Below are 24757 nucleotides of genomic sequence, written 5' to 3'. Positions count from 1 at the left end.
AATAGCCTTAACTTACTTACAAACTAACTAAGCGCTTTAATTTAAATGAGTATAACTTATACTTGGATATTCTATACCTTAGTATGCTACTTATTATCGAAGGCAAACTTATGATTTTCAGGCAATTATTTGATCAAAAATCTTCCACTTTCTCTTATCTTTTAGCCGATAGAAAAAGTAAAGATGCGATATTGATTGATCCCGTACTCGAACAAGTCAATAGAGACTTAGCCTTAATTAATGAGCTCGGCTTAACGTTAAAATATACAATTGATACACATTGTCATGCCGATCATGTCACCGGCGCATGGCTGATAAAGCAAAAAGTTGGCAGTAAAATAGCTTGTGCAAAGGCAATAGAAGCTAAAAATACAGATATAGCATTAGCACATAGTGATACCTTATGCTTCGGAGAAGAAGCACTTGAAGTGAGAACAACACCAGGTCATACAAATGGATGCATTACATTAGTTAGTCATAGCCATAAACTGGCTTTTACCGGTGATGCGTTATTAATTAGAGGGTGTGGCCGTAGCGATTTCCAACAAGGAAATGCTGCACAATTATTTGATTCAATTACACAGCAAATATTTACATTACCAGATAATTACGCCATATACCCTGCCCATGACTATTCTGGTCGGTGCGCGTCATCAGTAGCTGAAGAAAAGCAATACAATGCACGTATTGGAGGAAACGCAAACAAACAAGACTTTGTTGGTTATATGAACAATATGTTACTAGAACACCCCAAGTTTATTGATATTGCATTACCAGCCAATTTAACATGTGGCGAAGTGTCGTACTTACCTGAACAACCAACTTGGGCGCCTGTTGAGCTCACCTATTCAGGTGTATATGAGGTTTCACCGCTTTGGGTTGCCGAAAATCAAACAAAAGTTACATTATTGGATGTAAGAGAACATGATGAAATTATTGAAGTGAGTATTGATGGCGTAGTAGTCATCCCTTTAGGTGAACTCAGTGAAAAATTAAACGCGCTACCCATTAATAAACCTATTGTAATTTTGTGTCGTTCTGGAAGACGGTCGGCATTGGCAGTTAGCATATTAAGCGATTCAGATATTACACAAGCAGCGAGTATGAGGGGTGGTATTATCAAGTGGAAAGATTACGGTTTACCAGTAATTAGCAATAAAAAGAGCCAATGTGACAGTTGATTTTTTAAAATTAAGCAGCTCTGACGACATAAATGCACGACTTACAAATATAGTCCTTTGTAGGTTGGGCTTTAGCCCATCAAAGATGGCGGAAGTAGGCTAATGCCAGAGCAATTACCGATAAGCCATCAATATCAACGCCAATCTAATTGAAAATAACACCTTTGTCGGCATAAATGCACGACCTACAAATATAGTCCTTTGTAGGTTGGGCTTTAGCCCATCAAAGATGGCGGAAGTAGGCTAATGCCAGAGCAATTACCGATAAGGCTATCAATATCAACGCCAATCCAATTGAAAATAACACCTTTGTCGGCATAAATGCACAACTTACAAATATAGTCCTTTGTAGGTTGGGCTTTAGCCCATCAAAGATGGCCGAAGTAGGCTAATGCCAGAGCAATTACCGATAAGGCTATCAATATCAACGCCAATCCAATTGAAAATAACACCTTTGTCGGCATAAATGCACGACCTACAAATATAGTCCTTTGTAGGTTGGGCTTTAGCCCATCAAAGATGGCGGAAGTAGGCTAATGCCAGAGCAATTACCGATAAGCCATCAATATCAACGCCAATCTAATTGAAAATAACACCTTTGTCGGCATAAATGCACGACTTACAAATATAGTCCTTTGTAGGTTGGGCTTTAGCCCATCAAAGATGGCGGAAGTAGGCTAATGCCAGAGCAATTACCGATAAGCCATCAATATCAACGCCAATCTAATTGAAAATAACACCTTTGTCGGCATAAATGCACGACCTACAATTAGCCTGAGTTTAGAAAACTAAAAAGCCGACTTAAAGTCGGCTTTTTCATACACTTACGAGTTAAAACGGCATTTTCATCCCTGGGGGCATTTGCATACCACCTGTTAAAGCGCCCATTTTTTCTTTATTTTGCTCTTCTACACGACGTACTGCATCATTAAATGCTGCAGCAACTAAGTCTTCTACCATTTCTTTGTCGTCTTCCATTAAGCTATCATCTATCTCAACACGACGCACATTGTGGTTACCTGTCATGGTTACTTTAACCATGCCTGCACCTGCTTCGCCTGTAACTTCCATTTTGGCAATTTCTTCTTGAGCTTTTGCCATTTTTGCTTGCATTTGTTGGGCTTGCTTCATTAAGTTGCCCATGCCACCTTTCATCATAGTTTTTAACTCCAAAATTCTAATGTGGGAACAATAGTGTTTATATCAAAAAATTTCAAGTAACCATTAACTCTCTGTGCAACTAATCATTATCGCGCTGCAATAGTATCTTCTGAAACTATTGCTTGGAATGTGTTTTTCATTGCTTTAACAACCTCGTCGTTACTTATCAATTCTTTTGCATATTCCAGTCGCTTGTCATTAATCTGACTTTGGATCTGAAATGGATCGTCTTTAGTCGATTCGACCAATTCAAGTACAATCGATATTTTTTGATTTAATAATGACGATAAGTTTTCTTCTAATTGTTGATGCGCGGTTTCACTCTTTAAATGTTTAACCGACTGATTAAGCTTAAAAACCCATCTATCATTAGTAGATGACTCACAAATAGTAGAGTTACCCGCTAATACTCTTAATCTACCACCAAGTTCCATGGTATCGATCATATTTGCCCAGCGATCTACTTGATTAGCAAATTTAATTTCAGCAGGGTTTATAACCTCAGGGGTGAAACCTTGCTCAGGTAATGCTTCAAGCTCTGGAACATGTGCGGGCTTTTCTTTTACTGATTCATTGCTAGCGTTAGACGCTAATTGACGCTCATCGGCGCCATCAGACTTTTTTCCTTCGTTCTCCAACGCTTTCTTTCGACTTCTTAACATATTACGAGTGGCTAAAACTGACTGTACTGGAGACTGCATTAAAGCTTCTGGTGCTGTTGCTAAATTTTCAGGTTCAGTGCTAATGGTATCAGTTGCATTAATGTCTGACGCTGACTCAGATGCAGCTGATTCACTATTATAAGATTGTGCTTGATTAACAATGTCATAACTAACGGGGTTAAGCTCGCCTTCTGTTGTCGAATTAAGACTATCGTCATCAAGCGGTAGACTATTATTGGGCTGTTGTTCTTGATCCCCTGCATCGCTATAAGGTGCAATGGGTAACGTTTCATCATCAATTAACGGCTCAGTCTTGCTCGGAACTGCTAATTCAACCGCCTTATGAGGCAATGATGAACTATTTGCGTTATATGGTAAAACATGCAGATCTTGAGCTGCTTGTTCAATTGAAAGCATCTCGGTGGTAAGTTGCTGCTGTGATGACTGCTCTTGATATTCAACAGGGGCTTCTACAGGTTGATTTATTGAAGTTAAAGGTAACGCACTTTCATCAAAATTAACCTCTGATGATGGTTTTACTGTAGCACTCTGTTGTGAAACCTCTACTTGGGGTTTAAATGCTAATAATCTTAATAGCACCATTTCAAAAGCAGAGCGTTCATCAGCAGCGTAAGGCATGTCTTTACGCCCTGTTAGCGCAATTTGGTAATAAAGTTGAACATCATCTGGTGACATTGCTTGTGAAAATTTAATTAATAGCTCTGCTTGCTCTGGCGGCAGGTCAAAATGGCTGTTAATGACTTGATACATTGCAACTTGATGTAATAGTTGGATAAGCTCAGCAAGTAAACGGCTGTAATTGGGTGCATAAGTGGCAATTTCTTGCGACAGTGCCATTAACGATTGACTGTCATTTTTAATTAGATGAATTAAGATCTTAAAGACCCAATTATCATCAACTCCACCAAGCATTTGTCTAACATTAGCTAATGTTATATGACCTTGCCCTTGCGCTATCGCCTGATCAGTTAAACTTAACGAGTCTCTAATACTACCTTTTGCAGCTTTTGCTAGTAACAAAATAGCAGCAGGTTCATAGGTAATCTGTTCAGCGGCTAAAATGGTATTTAAATGGTTATTTATTTGTTCAACCATCAATGCTTTCAAATGAAACTGCAAACAACGTGATAATACTGTAATCGGCAACTTTTGCGGATCAGTAGTCGCTAAAATAAACTTTACGTGCTCGGGAGGCTCTTCAAGCGTTTTAAGTAGCGCATTAAAGCTACTACGCGACAACATGTGCACTTCGTCAATTAAATATACCTTGTATCGGCCTCTTGTAGGTGAGTATTGAACGTTATCAAGTATTTCTCGAGTGTCGTCAACCTTAGTTCGGGAAGCGGCATCTATTTCTAATAGGTCAACAAAACGGCCTTGATCTATATCTTGGCAAATATCACATTTGCCGCATGGCGAAGCACTTACACCTTCTAAGCAGTTTAAACTTTTAGCAAAAATACGAGCGATTGTTGTTTTACCCACACCTCGCGTACCTGTAAACAGGTAGGCGTGGTGTAAACGATTTTGCGACAATGCATTGCTAAGCACTGTTACAACATGCTCTTGCCCCATTAATTCTTGAAAATTTCTAGGTCGCCATTTTCTCGCTAAAACTTGATAACTCATTATTTGTCCAACATTAGCTTAGGCCTAATCGCCTGCGTACTGTAGTAAGGAATAAACATTTAATTTGCACTTAGCAAGCGTTTTTTCACCACCTAAATCAGGCAAAGAAATAACAAATGCAGCATCAGTTGCCTTAGCGCCAACCCTTTCAATTAACTTAAGCGTTGCTTCAATTGTGCCACCGGTAGCTAGTAAGTCGTCCACTATTAACACTTTATCAGTAGCAGTTAATGCATCTTGATGTATTTCTAAAGTATCTGTGCCGTATTCTAGTTGATAGTCTTGTGAAAATGTAGGTCTGGGCAATTTACCTGGTTTACGTACAGGCACAAAACCAATATTTAATGCTAGTGCTAATGGTGCGCCAAATAGAAAACCACGCGCTTCGGTTCCAACTATCTTAGTAAAGCCTTGGTTTTTATATTTTTCTTTTAATAAATCGATAGTTAACGCGAAAGCTTCTGCGCTATCGAGTATACCTGTAACATCTCTAAATAAAATTCCTGGCTTTGGATAATCCGGAATTGTGTGTATAGCTTCTTTAAGAATAGATAATTGAGTTTCAGTCATTGTGTAGCAAAAAAGTTAATTTATATTTGCTACAGAATAATGGAAAACGACGCAAATTTATAGTGACTGACGCACAGTATTTTGAGGTAAAAGCTGATTTATTACTTGATAAAATGATTCAGGTACTATCGGTTTATGAATAACCGCACTAAACAGTGGGAACTCGGCTAACTTTTCTACATAGCTGAGTTGTTTGGTTGTCATGAAAAGAATGGGAGCATCAGCGGTATTAGGGCGAGACTTTAAACTTTTAACAAGTTGTAAGCCATCCATTATTGGCATTAAATGATCAATAATATACAAGTCATAATCAGCAACGATCGCCTTTTCATAACCATCAAGACCATTAATCGCAACATCAACGTCAACATTATACTGTTGCAGTAAGCTTATTATTGATTCATGAATGTTTACTTTATCGTCTACTACTAGAATTTGCATATTATCAATCAATCCCCCGTTTAAAGAACTTGAATAAGACTTAGCTTAGAAGAGTAAACCAACCTGCTAACATAGGTAATAAAGCTGTGGCAAAAAGTGCAGCAAGTGCTCCTAACAAGTGAATAAAAGAAGAGCTATCTTTAAAGTTTTCGTCATGTGACATTATACAACTCCGTTCTGAAATGGGAAACTAAAATCAACGCGACATATTCTAGCTTAATTACGACATTTTTAATAGTATTAGTTGATCTAGATCACAATATGGTTAGCAATAAATTTATGAAGGCAATTTAAGTTTAATCTGGATTTTAAAACATTTGAGCAAAAAAAAAACCAGCGAAGAGCTGGTTTTTTTAAAGTGTAGTTCAAAACTAAATGGACTTACCCTTACGTTGAGCAGTATCTTTGGTATGGGTTAACCATACTCTTGCATACTTTCTCGTCTTAGGATCTTTAGCCGCTTGTTCAAATGCTTTATAAGCCTGCTTATAATCTTGCAAGTAAAAGTGTGACTCGGCGATACTCATATAAATACGGCCTTTATCTTTAGCACCTAACTCAATAGCTTTATTAAGCGCAACAATTGCAGGTTTAAATTGCTCATCTTGCTTTAATAAATTGCCTTGCTTACTGTAGTGTTTAGCATCATTTGTCATTTTTGCTAGTTCACCATAGTATTTTGCCGCTTTATCAATATGTTGAGCTGCATGCCAAGCATTCGCTAATGACGTAACATTAGTATCATCACGCTTAATGTCACCTGCGTTAATATGCTTTTCAAGCAATAAAGCCGCAGTATGAGGTACATCACTTTGCTGATACAAACTTGATAGCAATTTAAGTTCAGACTCTTTCTTTAAAAAGTTTTGCTTATATGCCAAGTCTAAAGTTTGTAACGCTTTTGGATAATCTTCAACTAAAGTATAGAACTGACCTAGCTGAACCCAAAACGCTTTATTTTCAGGAAAGATTTGTACTACTGTTTCCAATACCTCAACCGCTTCTTTAAACATTTTTCGTTCATAATATGAAGTTATTTTCAAAACGTATGGGTTAGTACTATGTTTGTCACCATAAGCTGCAATCGCTTTGTCGGCAGGAACAATCACTTTATCAAGGGCTTTCATTGCATAATAACCATTTGCAATTTTAGTCCAAACATCACCGTCTTCTTTACCGGTAAAGTCCATCCAAGCGTAATAGTTTTTAACCGCATCAGCATAGGCTTTTTCTTGCATTTGCAAGTCACCTAATAGCTTCAGACTATTACCTTGATCTGCTTCATTAAGAATATCAGGCGCTACGGCTGCCTTTAAGTATTCAATTGCTTTAATTGAATCTCCCTTCATCGCGAACATTTGACCTGTAAAGAAATTAACAAATGCTTTGTCATAATCTTTAGAAGCTTCAATGTCAGTCAAAATAAGTAAAGCACCGTCGATATCATCAGCTGAGTATGCTTCAAATGCTTTACCAATTTTTTTACCTACAGTAGGTCCGGGTAAATAGACTTTACGTTTTGGTTTTTCATCAGCGCCTAAGCCAGCCGCTTCAACTTGAAAAGAAACAGGAAGCTGAACGGTTACAAGTGATGCACATAGCATCAAAGATGTTACTATCTTTTTCATATATCCCCCATTAATCCTTATTCATCTTAAAGTCTAGTTGTACTGTTAACCCAGTTTGCTTCTGTGGTTTACCGTCTACAACTTTCGGCTTGTATTTCCATTTACGAAGCGCTCTTCTTGCTTCTTTATCGAAAACACGTTTTGGATCTGCGTCAATTACTTCAACATCGTCTACACCACCAATTTCATTGATAGTAAATGAAAGCCTAACCCAGCCCTCTTTACCATCTCTAGCAGCTTGCATTGGGTATTTAGGCTCAATACGCACAATTGGTGTTGCATCTCCGTCGCGACCAAACGCGCCGGGTGCAGCTATACTTGTTGAAGCTCCACCTAAATTAACATTAGGAAGATTAAATGAAACTCCCCCAGTGTTAGTATTAGCTTCAGGCTCTGGCGCTTGAGGCTTTGGTGGTGTCTTGGGCGGCGGCGGTGGCGGCGGTGGCACGCGACGACGCTGCTCGGCTGACGATTTAGGTGGTGTCGTATTAACTTCTACTACGATATTTTCTTGTTGTTCTTCCTTGCTTCTATCTCCGCTAGAAACAAGAAAGGCCATAAAAGAAAATAATCCAAAAGTTATCACGGCGCCTAATAGTATTGATGCTAAAAAGCGAACCATAAAACTTTACCCCTTAGCTGCAGCAATAGAAATTCGGTCTATGCCTGCTTCTTTAATAGCATCCATCACTTTAACAACGACACCATGTTTGGCATCTTTGTCAGCTTGGACAATTACAACGTCTGTTGGTTGCTCTGCTAATAATTTTTCAATGTTAGCCGCAACACGCTCGATGTCAACACGACGCTTATCTAACCAAATTTCGCCAGTATCTCTAACTGCTATAAAGATGTTAGCTGACTTTTGCTTGGTTTGATTCGCCGCCTTTGGTTTGTTTACTTCAATACCTGCTTCTTTCACGAAAGAAGTAGTTACTATGAAGAAGATCAGCATGATAAACACGATGTCGAGCATCGGTGTCATATCTATCGCTGCTTCTTCGTCTTCACGAGTTCGTTTACGTGCCATTACAATATCTCTCTAGTGATGAGGTAAACTGTCAACCAGTTTAGCCTTAGCTAGTTTAACTTTTGCGTCTAAACGACTACTAAAAAATACGCCAGATAATGCTGCAACCATACCCGCCATTGTCGGGATTGTTGCCATTGAAATACCAGCTGCCATTAGACGTGGATTACCTGTTCCTTGTTGAGCCATAGTTTCAAAAACAGATATCATACCTGTTACTGTTCCTAGTAAGCCAATCAGCGGACACATTGCCACCAAGGTTTTAATAGTAATCATGTTACGTTCGAGTAATTCTGTCGCTTCGGAGATCCATGTATCTCTGATTCGATGTGCATACCAAGAAGTTGTATCTTCTCTAGCTTCCCAACGTGCGATAATGTCATCACGTAGTTGAGGATAGTTAGCTGATAAGAACCAATAACGTTCTATCATTAGTATCCACATCAATAAGAGCGCAAAGGCGACAAAGTAAAGTACATTACCGCCAGTTGCAACAAAACTCCTGACAGATTCGATAAGCTCTATCAGGAATAACATTAGTTAGACTCCTTCTCTGCAATTGCAGCAATTAAACCAGCACTTTGCTCGTCTAATTTGTGAAGTACAGATTTACTACGTCCAGCTACAATGCTATGAACTAGAATTAATGGTAATGCCGCTATTAAACCTAGCGCTGTTGTTACAAGTGCTAGTGAGATGTTACCCGCCATAATTTTCGGGTCACCTGTACCAAATAATGTAATTGTTTGGAAGGTCATGATCATACCAATAACCGTACCTAATAGACCCATTAATGGTGCAATCGCCGCAAACATCTTGATTAAGTTAATACCACGATCAACTTTTGGCGTTTCGCGTAATATGGCTTCATCAAGTTTAAGCTCTAACGTTTCAGAATCTGCACCCTTGTTGTCATGATAAACCTTCAATAAACGACCTAGAGGGTTGTTTTCATTCGGTTGATCAAGATTTTTCTCTTGAGCTTTCATTTTTGCACTTACCGCGCCTAATACAATCATACGCTCAAGAGCAATCAACATACCGATAATTAACAATACCGTAATACCGTAACCAACTTCTTTACCTTCATGGTAAAATTCCATTAGGGTTTTCTTACGTGTTTCTAATGCTAAGATAGCGCCACGTGAAGGGTCGATATATACAGGATGGTAGCCAGAAGTTTCACCAAAAAACTTTGACGCAGTATCGGAAATATAACCTGCAGGTTGCTTAGCAAGAGGTTGAACTTGACCAACTTCATCGTTGTAGTTCAAGAAACCGTTTGCAGAAACTAAGTTAAAAGTACCAATACGTGTAACTTGTTCAGTCGACTTGCTTCCGTCTAACTTAGTTACTTCTACGTTAAACTGTGAAACCTGACCTGATTGAGTCATTTCAGTTTGTAGTGCAATCCATAACTCTTCTAGTTGCTCTAACTCTGGAATTTTTTTAGAGTTGGCAATTTCGTTAAGTTTTTCACCACGGCCTGGGTATTCAGCACTTACAATCGATGTAACAATTTGACCATAAGCAGTAGCGGCTGCTGCGCGGCTTACACCGAACATTTCACCTAATGTACCTTGAGCCGTGTCTAGTTCAACTTCTTTTTGCGCTAATGTAATTTCATTATCCGCATATTCTTTCGTTAAACGCTTGTTACGTTCTTGTTGTGCTTTTAATTCAGCTTTTGCTTTATTTAATAAAGCTTGCTTGTCTGCACGTGCAGATGTGAATTCAGCTTCACGCTTTTTATCAAGTTTTGCTTGAGAAATACGGTCATTTTTAACTTGCTGTAATAATTTGTCTAGTTCATTAGCGTTAGCTGCTGTAGACAAACCAAGTGTCATTGATGCGGCAAGTAACACAAAATTAATAGTTTTCTTCATTATTTTGCTCCTGCTGCAAATACTGGTAATTTAGTTAAGTCCATTGGCAACTGTTTACGTGCCATACGAATAGAGTCGGTAACAGATTTTAAGTATTCGTCACCTAATTCATCCCATGAACGAGATTGGTTATTCCAAACCCAAGCATTTTTCATATCAAGAGACTGTGCAATTAATGCGATACGTCCCATATGAACGAAGTCAGCAGTTAACACTTGACCACCTAGGTCTAACTCACCTTGGTATGCATCAAAAATAGTACCGTAAGTAGCTTCAATTTCGTAGGCTTCAAGCACTAAACGAAATTGCTCTGATACAGAAACGTTTGAATCGTTCATTACGTCACGTAAGTTTTCAATACGCTCTTTACGTGCTTCTAGGTTCATTGGCACATCAAGTTGTACGAACTTATCTAAGGTATCAATCATCTTATACATTAGCGGAACAACACCTTGCTTGGTTTTATCAATACCTGCAATTTGTTGTTGTAATGATGCAATGTTAGCTTTTTGACCGTCAACCATTCGTTGTACGTGATCGTTATAGCCTTTCAATACTTCAGCTTCATCAACAGTGTTACGGTATTCACCAAGCATATCGATGGTTTGTTCGTAAATACTGTTAATTTTCTTTTGTGATTTTACAGAAGCACTAATAATACGCGCTTCTTCATTTTGTAGATCTGAAAGTTTATCAGCAGCTGCTAAGTTGCTCACTGATAATGTTAAGGCGCCGATTATCGTCGAAGCGATAAGGCTTTTTTTGCTTAATTTGGACATAGTTCCCAACCAATTGCTATTGAATTTAGATAACAAATTTTATGCTAACGCAAATTTAATAATCTGCCATTATGTTATAAGTTTTAATTTCTCTAGAATAAAACCATGCAATATTCCCAGACGACAGCCTAGCTGTCAACCAAGACCTATTAAAAAGATTGTTTATTTACTACTGTTCTAAATAATTATTTAAGCCGACCAGCGAATAAAATACCCAATAATTAACTAGGATATCTACCCTGCTTTCCTATATTGACTTAGGTAAAGCATAGTCAAGAAATTAATAATTAAACAATCTTATTACAAGTCAATAAATATTGCTGTTTACTGTTTTACTAATTCTTTCGTAGTAAGTCAAATTTTATTAATTTAAATTATCTTTTAAGATAAAGTACTTTTGTTTAACTGGGTTATTTATCAAACAATAAATTGATTAATAAAAACATTCAAACTGGCAGTGCAGCTAAACCATAATTTAAGCTACTTACACTACCCCAGACAGTGCTAACTTTCTATTACTTAGCAACTCTATGCAACAAATTTAAACGCGCTAACTGATGCTTACGGTTAGTTACAACGCATTTATAAATTTTAGAGATAAATGTTGCTATTAAGACTTGTCTAACTCATTTAGCAAGGGGGAAAGAAAACTTTCATATTTTTGCCATAACCCAACAGAACTATTGTAAATAGGTTGCCTAACTTGGTATGCACTAGCGGTTGTTACTACCGCCTTTGACTTATGAAAGTTTAAGCACTCTTCTTGCCACTCTAAACCACACGCTTTTATTAACTTTCTTATTTCAATTTCAGGATTCGAAATCAAGGATTCATAATGAACATCATATATCTCTCCTGGAAAAGTAAGGTGCCAATGCGCCATTAATTCTGTGTATAACCGATGAAATTGGCCCAAAGCCTTTAAGTTATAGGCAAAGCGATAATTATCGGTAGTAAAGTTCTTTTTATATATTGATACGCAATTATCTTTCGCGTCTCTCACGCAGTGAATAATTTTTGCATTAGGTAACACTAACTTAATTAAACCCACTAACAGCATATTAAAGGGGAGTTTATCAGTTATATAACTCTCTTCTTTAGTGAGACTTTTTATCTTTTCAATGTATACCTTACCAATATCTTGTAGCGTTTTCTTAGCGTAGTTATTCAGTGGTAAAAATAAAAAGTCTGAAGTCTCACTTAGTAAACCACTGGTCCCTAACTCAAAAAAGTACTCTAACTCACCTGCCCCGTGTACCTTGGTATGTGTTGCCAAGATCTTTTCCACTAACGATGTTCCAGAGCGCGGCATTCCTACAATAAAAATGGGGATTTCAGAGCTTTCAGTTTCAATATTAATAGCACTGATTGCTTCTTTATTAAAAATTTTGATAATATTTTTAATAAACAGATCATCTGAATCAATATGATAATTATAACCACCAAACCTCAAGCTATTCCCTTCATCTAGAAACTTAAACGCAGTTTCGTAGTCTTGTATATCTTCAAAGGCTTTTGCTAATGCAAAACACAGCTGTATTTTATTGTCCAGATTTATATTAGGCTTTTGATATTGCGATTGCATCAACCTTACGTGAGGGTCGTTTTTATCAACATATTTGTGAATTACGGAGTAAGTAAAGTGTGCCTGTGAAAATTCAGGTTGAATAGAAAAAATTTGTTGATAACACTCACGCGCCTGCTCAAAATCACCTTGTGATTTTAGTAAATTACCCAAGGCATAAAGTGCTTTCACACTTTTTGAATTTTCGCTTAACACGCTATTAAGCACCTGTTTAGCTTGAGTTAAATCTCCTTTAGTAATAAGCACTTGCCCTAAAAACTCTTTTGCTTGAATATAGTTTGGCGCAATCGCCAAAGCTTTTTCACATGCAGTTATGCTGTCATTAAGCTTACCAATTTGTTTATAACAGTAGCTTAAATTTAAGTACGCCAAGGCATGTTGTGGGTTTCCCGCAATCACTTTTTTATAATAGTCTGCTGCTTTTATAAAGTTCTTCTCATATTTACATATATCGCCCAACCCAAGTAATGCATCAACAAACGCCGGCGCTATAGTCAACGCGTATGTCCATAAACTTTTAGCTTCAGCTATTCTGTTAGACATTGCACACAACATTGCAAGCTGAGTATAAATTTTAGGTACTTGTACATTTTCTTGTATTAGCTGCCGATATAATGACTCCGCAGTTTGAAAGTCTTGTTTAGTAAAAGCCTGTTCTGCTGATGAAAAGCGTTGTTGTTGATTCGATGAAATAGCTGGGTGAACTTGAGATTTGTTGATCTTAGAAGTCATATTCATTAACCACTTAATAATTAAAGTTATTTAAGGTTGGAGAAATTACCTTAAGGAAAATTAAGATATAAAAGGAGCTAGTTGCTCTTGGTAATTTTTCCACCGGCCTGACGAACGCTTATATAAAGGCTGCCTAACTTGCCATACGCTTGCTGTTTTTATCTGATTGTCGGCCAAATGAAAATTAATACATTTATCTTCCCACGGTAGCTCAACAAATGAAAGTAATTGACGAGTACACTCTTCAGGCTGTTCAACAAGTTCATCATAATTAAACATAAAAATATCTTCAGGAAATAACGACTGCCAATGTGCCATTAGCTTTTCTTGTTGCTGATAAAAATGCACTATATTGCTAAATTCCGTAGAGTATGGCATTGATGCACCTAAACGGAGAAAATATACAGATAAACAATTATCAAGCATTGAGCGCTTAGTCCAAATAATTTTTGCTTTTGGCATTAATGTTTTAATTAACCCCAAATATAAAAAGTTATCAGGGCGTTTATCGGTTAATTGATCACCTTTGGTTCTAAAGTGATTTATTTCGTTTAAGTACTGAGCGAGTATCTCGTCTCTATTTTTCTTAAAATTCTCACTCACATTCAGCGGAAATTCTGGATAATTATTAACAACTAACCGATGAAAAAACTCTTGCTCACCACCTATACTAATACCAGTGTGTGCCGAAAGTATCTGCTCACATAATGTCGAACCTGAACGAAACATTCCGCAAATAAATACTGGCACATTTTCAACGTGATCTGTTGTAATCGTGTTAAAACGTTCAAACCACGATTTATCAAAAGTCGTAATAATTTTATTAATCTGTCTCTCAACCTGATCAGGATTATATTTAGGCAATGTTTGTTTATCTAACATATTGGCTTGTTGGTAATAGTCGAAAGCTTGCTGGTACTCCCCACAGTCATCATGTACTTTACCTAATGCATAACCGAGGTTAATTCTGTCTGAATTTGCTATATTTTTCTTATTAAATGCAGTGATCAACAAGCTGATCAGCGGATCATTTTTACTGTTAACCCTATAAATATCAGCCTGACGAGCAAGTGCAGTAAAGTTATTAGGGTTCGCTTTGCAAGCCAATTTAAAATAATGGTTTGCTTTTTCTTTATCGCCTAACTGCTCATAGAGGTTAGCAAGATTATATAATAAGCTATCTACTGACGGATGTTTCTCAATTGCTTCAGTTAAAATTTTTATAGCCTTGGTAGGGGCAGACATATGTTCACTATAAATTGTTGCAAGATTTAGTGACACTTCAAAGTCGTCATCAATACCTAGTGCTAATGCTTTTTGATAATAGTTAATTGCTTGGTCAAAATTTCCAGACAGTTTTGCGTAATAAGCACAGTTAAACGCGGCTGTGGCATTGTTGGGTTGACGTTTAAATAAGTCTAAATAAAGCGCTGATAATGCTTGCCATCGGCTTTGATGCTGATAAAGGTCGGTTAAGGCACTGAAGAAGCGTTCTGATAATGGTTGAAGTGTTAGCAGTGCAATTAAATGTTTTTCGGCTAATGCTAAGTTATGGTCAGTAAAACCTATTTTAACCATCAGCTTGTGGGCATTTATATTAGCGGGGTCTTGCGTTAATAGCTGTTCAATCAATTCTTGCCCTTGTGCTAATTTATTGTTGTTTAATAACTGTAGTGCATTGTCGATTGTTATGTCTGATTTCATAGCTATTTAAAAAGGTAATATTCCTAAAGATTAAATAATAACGTATTAGAAGTTTAAAAAAGCGGCTCACCTTTCAGCTCGCCGCTTTATCATTTTTTAGATTATTTCTAATTAACTGTCTAATTAACTATTAGAAAGATAATGAAACTGATGCATGAATATAACGACCTAATTGGTCATAAAACGCACCATTATCCATAGTATTACCAGTTAATGCAGGCTCTTTGTCTAAAATATTGTTAATACCTAAACGTGTAGTAACATTTTCAGTAACTGTATAACGAGCACTTAAATCTAAGTAAGTTTGTGCACCGATACCAGTACCAACTAACTGATCATTCTTATCGGCCTTTGCTGGATCTGTATCAAAATCACCGTTATCAACTGCACCCATGTAACGAATTTTAGCATTAAAACCTAAATCGCCCATGTCGTAGTTTACATTAACAACATGTCTCCACTCTGGTTGAGGGAAACATTTAGCGCTAACAGTACCCGCACAGTCATAAATCGCTTCAGGTGTACCTGGAAGTGGTTCAAACTCTTTAGTCATCATATAAGTAGTCATTGAAGTAACACTAAGTGGGTGTCCATTAATTTCAGTGTTATAAGAACCACTAATATCAACACCTTCCCATTTACGACTTGCAAGGTTTAGGTTTGTTGCTGTAATAAAACCTTGTGTACCAGCCCAAAGGCTGCCACCATTGTTACGGTTGATGTTGTCACAGAATGCTGCGTTACCAGTTTCAGCACATTGCGATAAAGTAACATCTTCAGAAACTGTGCCAATTACTTCTTCAATTTCAATTGTCCAGTAATCTAATGAGAAATCAATTTCATCAGTAATTTGACCAACTAAACCTAAAGTATATGTATCAGCAATTTCTGGTTGTAAGTCAGGGTTACCACCAAAGAAACCATTGTATTGGCCTGCCGGGCTTGGTACAACATTACCATATTGTGAACCAGAAACACCTGTGTTGGCACATTGCGCAGCACTATAGCTAGGGTTTGCACCCGCACATGGATCATCACCCGACCATAAACCTAAGGCTTGGCTTGCATATAGCTCACCAATGTTTGGCGCACGTACTGCACGGTTATAGCTTGCACGTACTTTCCAGTCATCAACTGGTGTCCAATCAAGGGCTACTTTATATGTTTCATGCGCACCAATACTGTCATAATCTGAGTAACGGAAACCTAATTCAGCTACTAACAACTCAGCAAACTCAACACCTTCAAGAAGTGGTACACTAAATTCAGTATATAATTCTTTAACAGAATAGCCACCAACTAAACCTTTCGTTGGACCACCTTGACCTAATAATAAGCCTTTGTCGTATACTTCATCAACAATACGTTCGTATTCTTCTTTTCTGTACTCTGTACCAAATACAGCAGCAACTGGAGTATCTGCGCCAGGCATTGTAAAGCCTAACTCACCAGTAACAAACGCACTAAAAATAAATTGGTCTGAAAGTTCAACCATAGACGCTGTGCCAGTTAATGGCTTAGCTTGCTCAGACGTGACACCTTGATAAGTAAATACTTCGTAAGGTATACAATCTGCTGTTGCTGCACAGCTTTCACCACTAGCACTTAAGGCAGTAGTTATGCGTGGTGCGAAGAAGTCATTAATGTAAACGTTATCTACCGTAGTAGAACCTACTTGCATGCTTACATCGTAAGACCAAGTATCATTAATTTCACCCTCTGAACCTAGCACTATGCGGAACGAGTCATGCTGAATAAGGTTAGCACGTGCGCCACCTTCAACGTTACGCTTACCAATATAAGTTGCGAATTGGTCACCAGAACCAATACCGAAGGTATCTGTTAAATAACCACGCTGTCCATCTGAAAGTAATGGGCTGTCATAATCAATAAGGTAGTTTTCGTTAAAGAAAGTACCAGACTCTGCAATTTGACCAGTGGTTTGGTCACGCATGTACATAAATTCCATGTATGGACGTGCATGGTCATTAATTTCATAATCAACGAAAGACCCGATAGCGATTTTTTCATCTGGGCGCATAAAATGGTTAACAGGGTTGTAGTTATAAACATTACCTGCAGCAGACGTAAAATTGCTATTACTATCTAATGTTTGATAGGTGCTGTTATCCCAATCGAAACCACCATTAGCTAATGGTTTTGAAAGATAAAAGTTAGGATTTACCGCATTACCTGAGCCACCACATGCTGAAGCTGTGCCATTTAATGCACAAGATGTATAATCACGTGCTTCATATTTTAATTCATTGTTACGCTTCCAGGTTGCATAAGCAACTGCATGGCCTTTGCCGTCTGCAAAGTCGCCACCAATGGTAAGTTCTAAACCAAAGTTTTCACCGTCTAAGCCTGAAGACCCTTCTGGGTATTCAAAACCAGCCGTATCCATTAAACCTTGAATGTAACCGTTGTTGTTATTATGCTGATATGCACCGGCATTAACGTCAAGTTTAAAGCCTTCAAAGTCGTCGTTCATAATAAAGTTAACAACACCGGCAACAGCATCTGCACCATATACTGAAGCACCACCACCAGTCATAACTTCTACACGTTGTACAAGTGCGCCAGGAATGCTGTTTATATCAGCAGAGCCTGAAGAGCCACCACCTGGTTGCATACGGCGACCGTTGATCAATACAAGCGTACGCTGTTGACCTAAACCACGTAAATCTAAGCCACCACGGCCAGTTGCGCCGTTAGCTTCAAACGCAGTAGAAGACGCTTCAATTTGAGGTAGAGTGTTAAGCATGTCTTCAACACGCGTAAAACCCGATACTTCAATGTCTTCAGCACTTGTTACTTGAATTGGGCTTGAAGTTTCCATATCGGCACGTTTGATACGTGAACCGGTAACTTGAATTTTTTCAATTTTGTCTGCGCCTTCTTCAGCGCCTGCAGCAAATGACGTAGTTGTCATTGCAGCTGTTGCACCAGCACCAAACATTACGGCTAAACGAACAGCCTTGGCTATTTTACTATTGCTATACATATTTTCTCCCTGAACCACTGAGTGTAGTTTCTAGTGTTTAATATTGAGCTATTTACTCAATTTTTTTTAATATTTTGCTCTAAGGCAAAATCAACGGCTAAAATACTAATAGTTACTAGTCTATATAGCAACATAATTTGTGTATATAAAATAAAGTTAAAATCAACAATGTGTAAACAAAAAAAATAAAACAAACAAAAACAACAAGATAAAAACCACTGCAAAAGTTTACATTGTAGAAACAACACAGCTAAACAAAAAAAAATACAAACTTAAACCCATTTTTTTCAACAACTTGATAAAAAACTAGTGTAAAAAATCATATCCTAAGGTAAAAAAGTGCATTAATGCCATCAACCTCAATTAAAAAGAAGAATTTCGTATATAGCACTGTATATATCAGCCTCAAAAAACGGTTAAATATCAAACAATTTAAAGCCTAAAAGTTATACCAAATGGTATAAAATAGTAGTGCTATTACAACTTTTAACAATTGAAATTTTGCACCTTTAAAGAGAACCGCTGTTTAACAAGACAGCGGAAATATAAAATTATACTTTTGTGATAACCTATTAAATCGAAAATTGCTTTATCAATTAACATCGTTAAATTTATTTGTTTATAAAACTGCAAACATAAAATCAAAAGGATAGACTACTAGGTTAATTTTTAGTTTGCTTACAATATAGTGTTTTTGGCATAAGTTAAGTTAAATTAACTGGCTAAACATTCCTAATTTCATGTTAAACTTGTTAGCAGTTTAATTGATATATATGAGTAGTTTGATGGATCCGATAATGGATTTGAATTTATGGATCACATTATGTAGTGTTGGCTTTATTGCAGGGCTAATAGATGCCATTGCTGGTGGTGGTGGCATGCTCACCATACCTACTCTGCTTACTGCAGGTTTACCCCCTCATATTGCACTAGGTACCAATAAACTTGCTGCTACTTTTGGTTCATTAACTGCTTCAGTTACTTTTTATAGAAAAAAATTATTTGATCCAAAATTCTGGCGCTTGTCCATTATATTTACCGCAATCGGTGCTATTGTAGGCACGTTAGTTGTTAGCCAGATGCCCGTAAGCTTTTTAGATAAAGCGCTTCCTGTATTAATTATTATTACTGCAATTTACACCTTGCTCGCTAAAAACGTGGTTATTACCGAGGCTACTTTACCTGAACGAAACCAGAAGCTTAAAGTAACACAATCAATTCAAGGGATTGTTCTTGGCTTTTATGATGGTGTTGCAGGACCCGGAACAGGTGCTTTTTGGACAGCTTCGTCAAGCGCACTTTATAAAATAAATATTCTATTAAGCTCTGGTTTAGCGCGTTCAGGTAACTTTGTCAGTAATTTTTGTAGTCTACTAACCTTTATTTATCTTGGTAGTGTAAATGCCCTGTTGGGCATTTCAATGGGCCTATTTATTATGGCTGGTGCATGGGTCGGTGCACACACCGCAATTAAGTTTGGGAGTCGTTTTATTCGCCCCTTTTTTATTACCGTTGTTGTAATAATGTCGTGTAACCTTGCTTATCAAGCTTGGGGGAATTAGCCTTTATGTTAACCAATAAAGCAATTTCAAAAATAGAAGTGGTGCTTAATGCATTGTATAGCCAAGCAGAAGCTATAGACACAAGAAACAAATCGAATAAAGCCTATAAACTTCGTAAAGATAGTCACCTTTTTGCTGAAACATTATTTTCGACCAACAGTGAATTATTGGTGCCTTATGTTGAAGAAATACAACAAAAATGTAATGAACTAAAACGACTGCTTGAGCAAAATCAAAATGCGTTATCTCAACACCGTCTGATATTGATTGAACAACAAATTTCTTCTGTTATCACTGCTATTGAGGCAAATTCGAGCATTAATAAAGCCGATAATATTACGCTAAGTGCTAATAAACAGCGTAACTATAAGAAGGCAGCACAATCGCTATTTCAACCCATACAAAGCTTATACGCTAAACTCTCTGAAACAATTGAGTTTGAACGTAGATTGTTAGTTATACTTGAAGAAAAGCAACAATTGCTAAAGCTTGCAACACCTAAAGCAAGCGCTCAAGCGTCTAATGATGTATTAATTGTTCACCAAAGGTTGGGGCGTTGTCGACAAGCTATTTCAAAAATAGAGCTGCAGATTGAAATGCAAGAGAAGCGTTAACGCGTAAATTAACCACTTAACCTGAGTTCGGGATAATGGATGTGCATAAAAAGATTTAAAATAATATTTCACAGTGCTTTAGGTGACTTTTCAAAAGTACTAGGTGCATTGTAACTCAACCAATGCTAAAAGTTTTGTGTGAATCAAGGCTGATTTGTGTACCTAATAGCTGGCTATTAGTAGCAAATTATACGCAGATACGCGCGAAAACCTTAGCTTTGGTGTACTTAGCTTACCCCGAACTCAGGTTACTTAATCCTAAAACATTAGCTTTTTCATTAATCTAGCATTACTCTTTAACTAACCTGAGTTCGGGATAATGGATGTGCATAAAAAACATTTTAAATAATAGTTTACAGTGCTTTAGGTGACTTTTTTAAGTACTAGGTGCATTGTAACTCAACCAATGCTAAAAGTTTTGTGTGAATCAAGGCTGATTTGTGTACCTAATAGCTGGCTATTAGTAGCAAATTATACGCAGATACGCGCGAAAATCTTAGCTTTGGTGTACTTAGCTTATCCCGAACTCAGGTTAACTAGATTAACATAACGACAAAAAATCATTAAACTTTGTAGCAGAGAAACTTTATGAAAATATACGATGATATCCATAATTATTATGAAAAATTAGTTGTACAACATTTTGCAGCATTAAAGTTAGAAGAAAAGTACGACAGTGATTTTATTGCAGATTTAACTTGCGTAGTGCTTAATCAATTACCTACGCGCTATATTAGACATGAAGTCGATATGGCATTTTATTTACCAGCCTCAGAGCGATTTGAAATGGAAAATAATGTTAAAGTATCTGTAAGTAAAGCGCTAGAATTTATGAAAGCGCTAAAAAATTAGTGCATAAATTTTTCAGTAGCTAAATCATGCTGGTGTCGATAAACAGGTTTTCAAGTAATGCTTCTACTTGTTTGTCGCCTTCAGCAAATTGAATACCAACACTCACTTTCCCCTTCTCATTTCGGCTATTACAAACTTTCGCTGGAATTTTGATTTGCTCGTCATTTGCATACTTAATCAATACTACTACATCTCTTTTGTTTACCGATACTGTTTCGTTTGGCGCTTTAAAAGTAAAGCCGCAACCCTTTAGTGATATATCAACAATCATACCTTGAATTTGGCTAGTAGATTCATCATTTTCAGTCACTGAAATTGCCGCAGGTAAGTGCGTCATAACCCGTTGGTGCAGACGTAATTGTCGATTTTCAATACGCTTAGGATAATTTAGTATAAGAAATTTATCAGGCCGCTTAGTTACATTGCGTATCGTTGCCCTAAAAGCAAAGCATTTACCCTGATCACCCTCAAGTAAATAACGCACTATAGCCACATTCCCCTCTTTAAGTACATCCTCGTAATCTGTATCTTTAACCACACTAGGGTATTTTAAAATGATGTACTGTCCCATTACATAACCGATTAAAGGTAGTTTAAGCCTAACTTGTAGCGGATGATTAAGTTGTACGTCTAATATTTTACCCGGTAGTAATTCAAAAACATCGGTAATTTCAATTTGAGCTTTAAGCTGTCCTGACATGCTAGTTTAACTATCCATTTTAATATTTTTAGAATATAACCAATATCAATAACTTAAACAACGTTTAACAATGGAATTTTATGATTTAAATTAAAAGCTAATAATACGAATGTACTAAATTCATCTTTAATTTAAGCGGTTAAACTAAACTTTAGTCTATTGCAGCAAATACGTTGTAAAATTCAATTCATATCCATCTATTCAGATTAAATCAATTTCAAACACTAAAAACTCCTTCGCATTAACATTAATTAATACCACTTAAGATTCTGTTAGTTATATTATTTTAAGTGATTAGACACTGCTTATTATTAGCTTTAGTATGAATAACATTCAAACATACGACGTAAGGATGAAAATACACCTATGTTAGAAACCATTTCGCAAAACATACGTGCGCTAGGCACAGTGTTAGGACAAACGATTGCAAATGACACAGATCAGCGCTGGTTAAATAATATTGAGCGTGTACGGTTACTTGCAAAAGATGGCGTAGCACAACAAGACTCAGCCATTGATGAACTAAACGCTCTTTTTAAAGGTTGTGATGAAAAAGAACTGCTTATTTACGCCCGAGCTTTTAGCCAATTTTTAAATTTAACTAATGTAGCAGAGCAACAACATACTATAAGCGAGCAAGGGCTAGCAGAATTAGATTTACCTCATCCGCTCGAGTCATTAAAAGAAGCGCTTGGCAATGTAGACCCTAAGCGCTTTTTAGCTGCCATTAAAAAACTACACATCGAACTTGTGTTAACTGCTCACCCAACTGAGGTTAATCGTCGTACTTTTATTCATAAGTATCATGAAATTGCTGAGCAGCTTGACATAACTGGTCCAGAGCTAAACAGCCGTATTGAAGAGTTAATTGAACAAGCTTGGAGTACCAATGAAATCAGAAGTCAACGCCCTACTCCATTAGACGAGTCTCGTTGGGGCTTAAATGCCATTAGCGATAGTTTATGGGCTGCTGTACCCACATTTGTAAGAGAGTTAGACCAGCTGTGTCAACAGGTGACCAATCAACCTTTAGCATTAAATGCGACACCAATTACAATGGCTAGTTGGATGGCTGGCGATCGAGATGGCAACCCATATGTAACCGCAGCTTTAAGTAAACAAGCTATTATTCAAGCACGTTTACTCGCCGCTGAGCTCTATTTACTAGACTTTCAAAATTTATACCTCGAATTGTCAATGCACAAAGCGAGTAATGCATTAATGACTGCAGATATAAATAGCATTGGGCCATACCGATGCTTACTTCAAAAGACTATTAATAAACTGGAACAGAGCATTGCAGCACTAAAACTCAATAATACCGACGGTGTTATTGCTAATCCAGATGAATTGCTACAACCGCTCTATTTATGCAGAGAGAGCTTACTCGAAGCGGGTCTTACCCGAAGCGCTAATTCGTTATTACTTGATGTAATTCGTAAGGTACACTGCTTTGGTATCTCTTTAGTTAAATTGGATATCCGACAACATAGTGAATTTCACGACCAAGCGATTGCTGAAATAGTGCAAGCGCTAGACTTAGGTGACTACTTGTCATGGAGTGAGCACCAACGGTGTGAGTTTCTACAAAGAGAATTAAAGAGTAACCGCCCTTTATTGCCTAAAGCTACATGGAGCGAGCAAACACAAGAAGTACTAGACACATTCACATTTATTGCCAATCAACCTAAAGAAATGCTTGGAATTTACGTTATTTCAATGGCAAGCCAACAAAGTGATGTGCTTACCGTAAATTTATTAATGAAAGCTACTGGTATTAGCTGGGATATGCCAATAGCACCATTATTTGAAACGCTCGATGACTTAAATAATGCATCAAAAGTACTTGATGCTCTACTTAATGACAAAGATTATGTTAAACGTACTCATGGTGATCAACACATAATGATTGGTTACAGCGACTCTGCTAAAGACGCTGGTGCGCTTGCGGCTGCATGGGCACAATATCAAGCACAAGAAGCGCTAGTTGCCTGTGCAAAAGCACATAAAGTTACCCTAAAACTTTTTCATGGTCGGGGTGGTGCTATTGGCCGAGGTGGCGGTCCTGCACATGCAGCAATAGCTTCTCAACCTCCTGGTACACTTGAAGGCGGATTAAGAGTAACCGAACAAGGGGAAACAATTCGCTATAAGTTTGGTTTACCAAAACTAGCCGTTCGTAGTCTTCATTTATATGCAAGTGCAATACTTGCTAGCTTAATTAAGCCTCAGCCATTACCTAAGCAAACTTGGCGTGATTTAATGGATACAATGGCCGAGCGAAGTTGTAATATTTATCGTGATTATGTGTGTGAGCAAGCCGACTTTGTTACTTACTTTAGACAAGCAACACCTGAGCAAGAGTTTTCATCCTTACCGCTAGGTTCTCGTCCAAGTAAGCGTAAATCAGACGGTGGTATAGAGTCTTTGCGTGCTATTCCGTGGATATTCGCATGGAGTCAAAACCGTTTAGTTGTTCCAAGTTGGCTCGGTTTTGGTCAAGCTATAGCAGAAATAGCAGATAAGGAAAGCAATACACTTGAGGATATGCTAGATAATTGGCCATATTTTAGAGCCCGAGTGTCGTTAACAGAAATGGTCTATACAAAGTCTGATAATCAAATATCAAAAATGTATGATGAAAATTTAGTTGAACCCGCCTTACACCCATTGGGCGATGGACTGCGTAAACAGTTAGCTGCTGATAAAGCAACGCTATTAACACTATTAAAACAAACTCAGACCTTAGAGAGTGATCAATGGAATTTGATCTCATTTCAATTAAGACAGCCCTATTTATTGCCGTTACACTTATTACAAATTGAAGCACTCAAACGTTTGCGTAAAGATCCTAAAAAACCATTGTGTGAACAATTACTTATGGTTAGTATGACCGGCATTGCTACTGGTATGCGAAATACTGGTTAGCCCTTATAATCTAAGAAAATTAATGCAGCAAGGATGCTAGCCTCTTTTTATTCTTAGCATATTAATAATCTATCTGAAAATAAGG

At 37.3% G+C, this 24757-nt stretch carries 20 protein-coding genes; 5 read left to right on the top strand and 15 right to left on the bottom strand.

Going from position 1 to position 24757, the window contains the following annotated elements; all coding sequences use genetic code 11:
* Positions 1–110 precede the first annotated feature (110 nt).
* Positions 111–1181: an MBL fold metallo-hydrolase gene (locus QUD79_RS06305; protein ID WP_184425635.1), complete on the top strand. Its 1071-nt coding sequence runs from the start codon at positions 111–113 to the stop codon at positions 1179–1181.
* A gap of 831 nt (positions 1182–2012) precedes the next feature.
* Here the strand turns inward: QUD79_RS06305 and QUD79_RS06300 are convergent.
* The 14 genes from QUD79_RS06300 to QUD79_RS06235 form a co-directional block, all read right to left on the bottom strand.
* A complete protein-coding gene (locus QUD79_RS06300) occupies positions 2013–2339 on the bottom strand; it encodes a YbaB/EbfC family nucleoid-associated protein (protein ID WP_184425633.1) in 327 nt (108 codons plus the stop codon).
* 89 nt (positions 2340–2428) lie between these two features.
* Positions 2429–4654: a DNA polymerase III subunit gamma/tau gene (dnaX, locus tag QUD79_RS06295; RefSeq protein WP_184425631.1), complete on the bottom strand. Its 2226-nt coding sequence runs from the start codon at positions 4652–4654 to the stop codon at positions 2429–2431.
* A gap of 24 nt (positions 4655–4678) precedes the next feature.
* Positions 4679–5224, bottom strand: a complete 546-nt coding sequence (gene apt, locus QUD79_RS06290; protein WP_184425629.1) for an adenine phosphoribosyltransferase — start codon at positions 5222–5224, stop codon at positions 4679–4681.
* Between the two features lie 57 nt (positions 5225–5281).
* Positions 5282–5665, bottom strand: coding sequence for a response regulator (locus tag QUD79_RS06285; protein WP_184425627.1), 384 nt, complete (start codon positions 5663–5665; stop codon positions 5282–5284).
* Positions 5666–5705: 40 nt separating this feature from the next.
* On the bottom strand, positions 5706–5828 hold the full coding sequence (locus tag QUD79_RS06280) for a hypothetical protein (protein WP_281401855.1): 123 nt from the start codon (positions 5826–5828) through the stop codon (positions 5706–5708).
* 208 nt (positions 5829–6036) lie between these two features.
* Complete coding sequence (locus tag QUD79_RS06275) at positions 6037–7293, bottom strand: tetratricopeptide repeat protein (RefSeq protein ID WP_184425625.1); 1257 nt, start codon at positions 7291–7293, stop codon at positions 6037–6039.
* Positions 7294–7303: 10 nt separating this feature from the next.
* The gene (locus QUD79_RS06270; protein WP_184425623.1) at positions 7304–7915 is read right to left on the bottom strand and encodes an energy transducer TonB; all 612 of its coding nucleotides are present in this window, start codon (positions 7913–7915) and stop codon (positions 7304–7306) included.
* A 6-nt stretch (positions 7916–7921) separates the two neighbouring features.
* A complete protein-coding gene (locus QUD79_RS06265) occupies positions 7922–8323 on the bottom strand; it encodes an ExbD/TolR family protein (RefSeq protein ID WP_184425621.1) in 402 nt (133 codons plus the stop codon).
* 12 nt (positions 8324–8335) lie between these two features.
* Complete coding sequence (locus QUD79_RS06260; protein WP_184425619.1) at positions 8336–8860, bottom strand: MotA/TolQ/ExbB proton channel family protein; 525 nt, start codon at positions 8858–8860, stop codon at positions 8336–8338.
* Positions 8860–10209: a MotA/TolQ/ExbB proton channel family protein gene (locus tag QUD79_RS06255; RefSeq protein WP_184425617.1), complete on the bottom strand. Its 1350-nt coding sequence runs from the start codon at positions 10207–10209 to the stop codon at positions 8860–8862. The genes QUD79_RS06260 and QUD79_RS06255 overlap by 1 nt, the downstream gene beginning before the upstream one ends.
* Positions 10209–10988, bottom strand: coding sequence for a DUF3450 domain-containing protein (locus QUD79_RS06250; RefSeq protein ID WP_184425614.1), 780 nt, complete (start codon positions 10986–10988; stop codon positions 10209–10211). The genes QUD79_RS06255 and QUD79_RS06250 overlap by 1 nt, the downstream gene beginning before the upstream one ends.
* Before the next feature lie 610 nt (positions 10989–11598).
* Positions 11599–13305: a tetratricopeptide repeat-containing sulfotransferase family protein gene (locus QUD79_RS06245; protein ID WP_184425612.1), complete on the bottom strand. Its 1707-nt coding sequence runs from the start codon at positions 13303–13305 to the stop codon at positions 11599–11601.
* Positions 13306–13365: 60 nt separating this feature from the next.
* Entirely contained in the window at positions 13366–15009 is a 1644-nt protein-coding gene (locus QUD79_RS06240; RefSeq protein ID WP_184425610.1) for a tetratricopeptide repeat-containing sulfotransferase family protein, read from the bottom strand.
* Between the two features lie 130 nt (positions 15010–15139).
* A complete protein-coding gene (locus QUD79_RS06235) occupies positions 15140–18016 on the bottom strand; it encodes a TonB-dependent receptor domain-containing protein (RefSeq protein ID WP_184425608.1) in 2877 nt (958 codons plus the stop codon).
* A gap of 797 nt (positions 18017–18813) precedes the next feature.
* Here QUD79_RS06235 and QUD79_RS06230 point away from each other — a divergent pair.
* From QUD79_RS06230 to QUD79_RS06220, 3 genes are all read left to right on the top strand, one after another.
* On the top strand, positions 18814–19578 hold the full coding sequence (locus QUD79_RS06230) for a TSUP family transporter (RefSeq protein ID WP_184425606.1): 765 nt from the start codon (positions 18814–18816) through the stop codon (positions 19576–19578).
* Between the two features lie 5 nt (positions 19579–19583).
* Complete coding sequence (priC, locus tag QUD79_RS06225; protein ID WP_184425605.1) at positions 19584–20192, top strand: primosomal replication protein PriC; 609 nt, start codon at positions 19584–19586, stop codon at positions 20190–20192.
* A gap of 588 nt (positions 20193–20780) precedes the next feature.
* Entirely contained in the window at positions 20781–21044 is a 264-nt protein-coding gene (locus tag QUD79_RS06220; protein ID WP_184425603.1) for a late competence development ComFB family protein, read from the top strand.
* Positions 21045–21063: 19 nt separating this feature from the next.
* Here the strand turns inward: QUD79_RS06220 and QUD79_RS06215 are convergent, their stop codons facing one another.
* Entirely contained in the window at positions 21064–21744 is a 681-nt protein-coding gene (locus QUD79_RS06215; RefSeq protein ID WP_184425601.1) for a PilZ domain-containing protein, read from the bottom strand.
* Positions 21745–22110: 366 nt separating this feature from the next.
* Here QUD79_RS06215 and ppc point away from each other — a divergent pair, with 366 nt between their 5' ends.
* A complete protein-coding gene (gene ppc, locus QUD79_RS06210; RefSeq protein WP_184425599.1) occupies positions 22111–24672 on the top strand; it encodes a phosphoenolpyruvate carboxylase in 2562 nt (853 codons plus the stop codon).
* Positions 24673–24757: the final 85 nt, after the last annotated feature.

This window comes from Thalassotalea piscium, assembly GCF_030295935.1.
GTDB classification, from domain to species: Bacteria; Pseudomonadota; Gammaproteobacteria; order Enterobacterales; family Alteromonadaceae; genus Thalassotalea_B; species Thalassotalea_B piscium.
The sequence above is the reverse complement of the archived record's forward strand: the minus strand, read 5'-3'. Positions and strand labels throughout refer to the sequence as shown.

Bases quoted from the DNA above. Each gene is read 5' to 3' on its own strand.
- QUD79_RS06305 (WP_184425635.1), top strand. From the start codon at position 111: ATGATTTTCAGGCAATTATTTGATCAAAAATCTTCCACTTTCTCTTAT.
- QUD79_RS06300 (WP_184425633.1), bottom strand. From the start codon at position 2,339: ATGATGAAAGGTGGCATGGGCAACTTAATGAAGCAAGCCCAACAAATG.
- dnaX (WP_184425631.1), bottom strand. From the start codon at position 4,654: ATGAGTTATCAAGTTTTAGCGAGAAAATGGCGACCTAGAAATTTTCAA.
- apt (WP_184425629.1), bottom strand. From the start codon at position 5,224: ATGACTGAAACTCAATTATCTATTCTTAAAGAAGCTATACACACAATT.
- QUD79_RS06285 (WP_184425627.1), bottom strand. From the start codon at position 5,665: ATGCAAATTCTAGTAGTAGACGATAAAGTAAACATTCATGAATCAATA.
- QUD79_RS06280 (WP_281401855.1), bottom strand. From the start codon at position 5,828: ATGTCACATGACGAAAACTTTAAAGATAGCTCTTCTTTTATTCACTTG.
- QUD79_RS06275 (WP_184425625.1), bottom strand. From the start codon at position 7,293: ATGAAAAAGATAGTAACATCTTTGATGCTATGTGCATCACTTGTAACC.
- QUD79_RS06270 (WP_184425623.1), bottom strand. From the start codon at position 7,915: ATGGTTCGCTTTTTAGCATCAATACTATTAGGCGCCGTGATAACTTTT.
- QUD79_RS06265 (WP_184425621.1), bottom strand. From the start codon at position 8,323: ATGGCACGTAAACGAACTCGTGAAGACGAAGAAGCAGCGATAGATATG.
- QUD79_RS06260 (WP_184425619.1), bottom strand. From the start codon at position 8,860: ATGTTATTCCTGATAGAGCTTATCGAATCTGTCAGGAGTTTTGTTGCA.
- QUD79_RS06255 (WP_184425617.1), bottom strand. From the start codon at position 10,209: ATGAAGAAAACTATTAATTTTGTGTTACTTGCCGCATCAATGACACTT.
- QUD79_RS06250 (WP_184425614.1), bottom strand. From the start codon at position 10,988: ATGTCCAAATTAAGCAAAAAAAGCCTTATCGCTTCGACGATAATCGGC.
- QUD79_RS06245 (WP_184425612.1), bottom strand. From the start codon at position 13,305: ATGACTTCTAAGATCAACAAATCTCAAGTTCACCCAGCTATTTCATCG.
- QUD79_RS06240 (WP_184425610.1), bottom strand. From the start codon at position 15,009: ATGAAATCAGACATAACAATCGACAATGCACTACAGTTATTAAACAAC.
- QUD79_RS06235 (WP_184425608.1), bottom strand. From the start codon at position 18,016: ATGTATAGCAATAGTAAAATAGCCAAGGCTGTTCGTTTAGCCGTAATG.
- QUD79_RS06230 (WP_184425606.1), top strand. From the start codon at position 18,814: ATGGATTTGAATTTATGGATCACATTATGTAGTGTTGGCTTTATTGCA.
- priC (WP_184425605.1), top strand. From the start codon at position 19,584: ATGTTAACCAATAAAGCAATTTCAAAAATAGAAGTGGTGCTTAATGCA.
- QUD79_RS06220 (WP_184425603.1), top strand. From the start codon at position 20,781: ATGAAAATATACGATGATATCCATAATTATTATGAAAAATTAGTTGTA.
- QUD79_RS06215 (WP_184425601.1), bottom strand. From the start codon at position 21,744: ATGTCAGGACAGCTTAAAGCTCAAATTGAAATTACCGATGTTTTTGAA.
- ppc (WP_184425599.1), top strand. From the start codon at position 22,111: ATGTTAGAAACCATTTCGCAAAACATACGTGCGCTAGGCACAGTGTTA.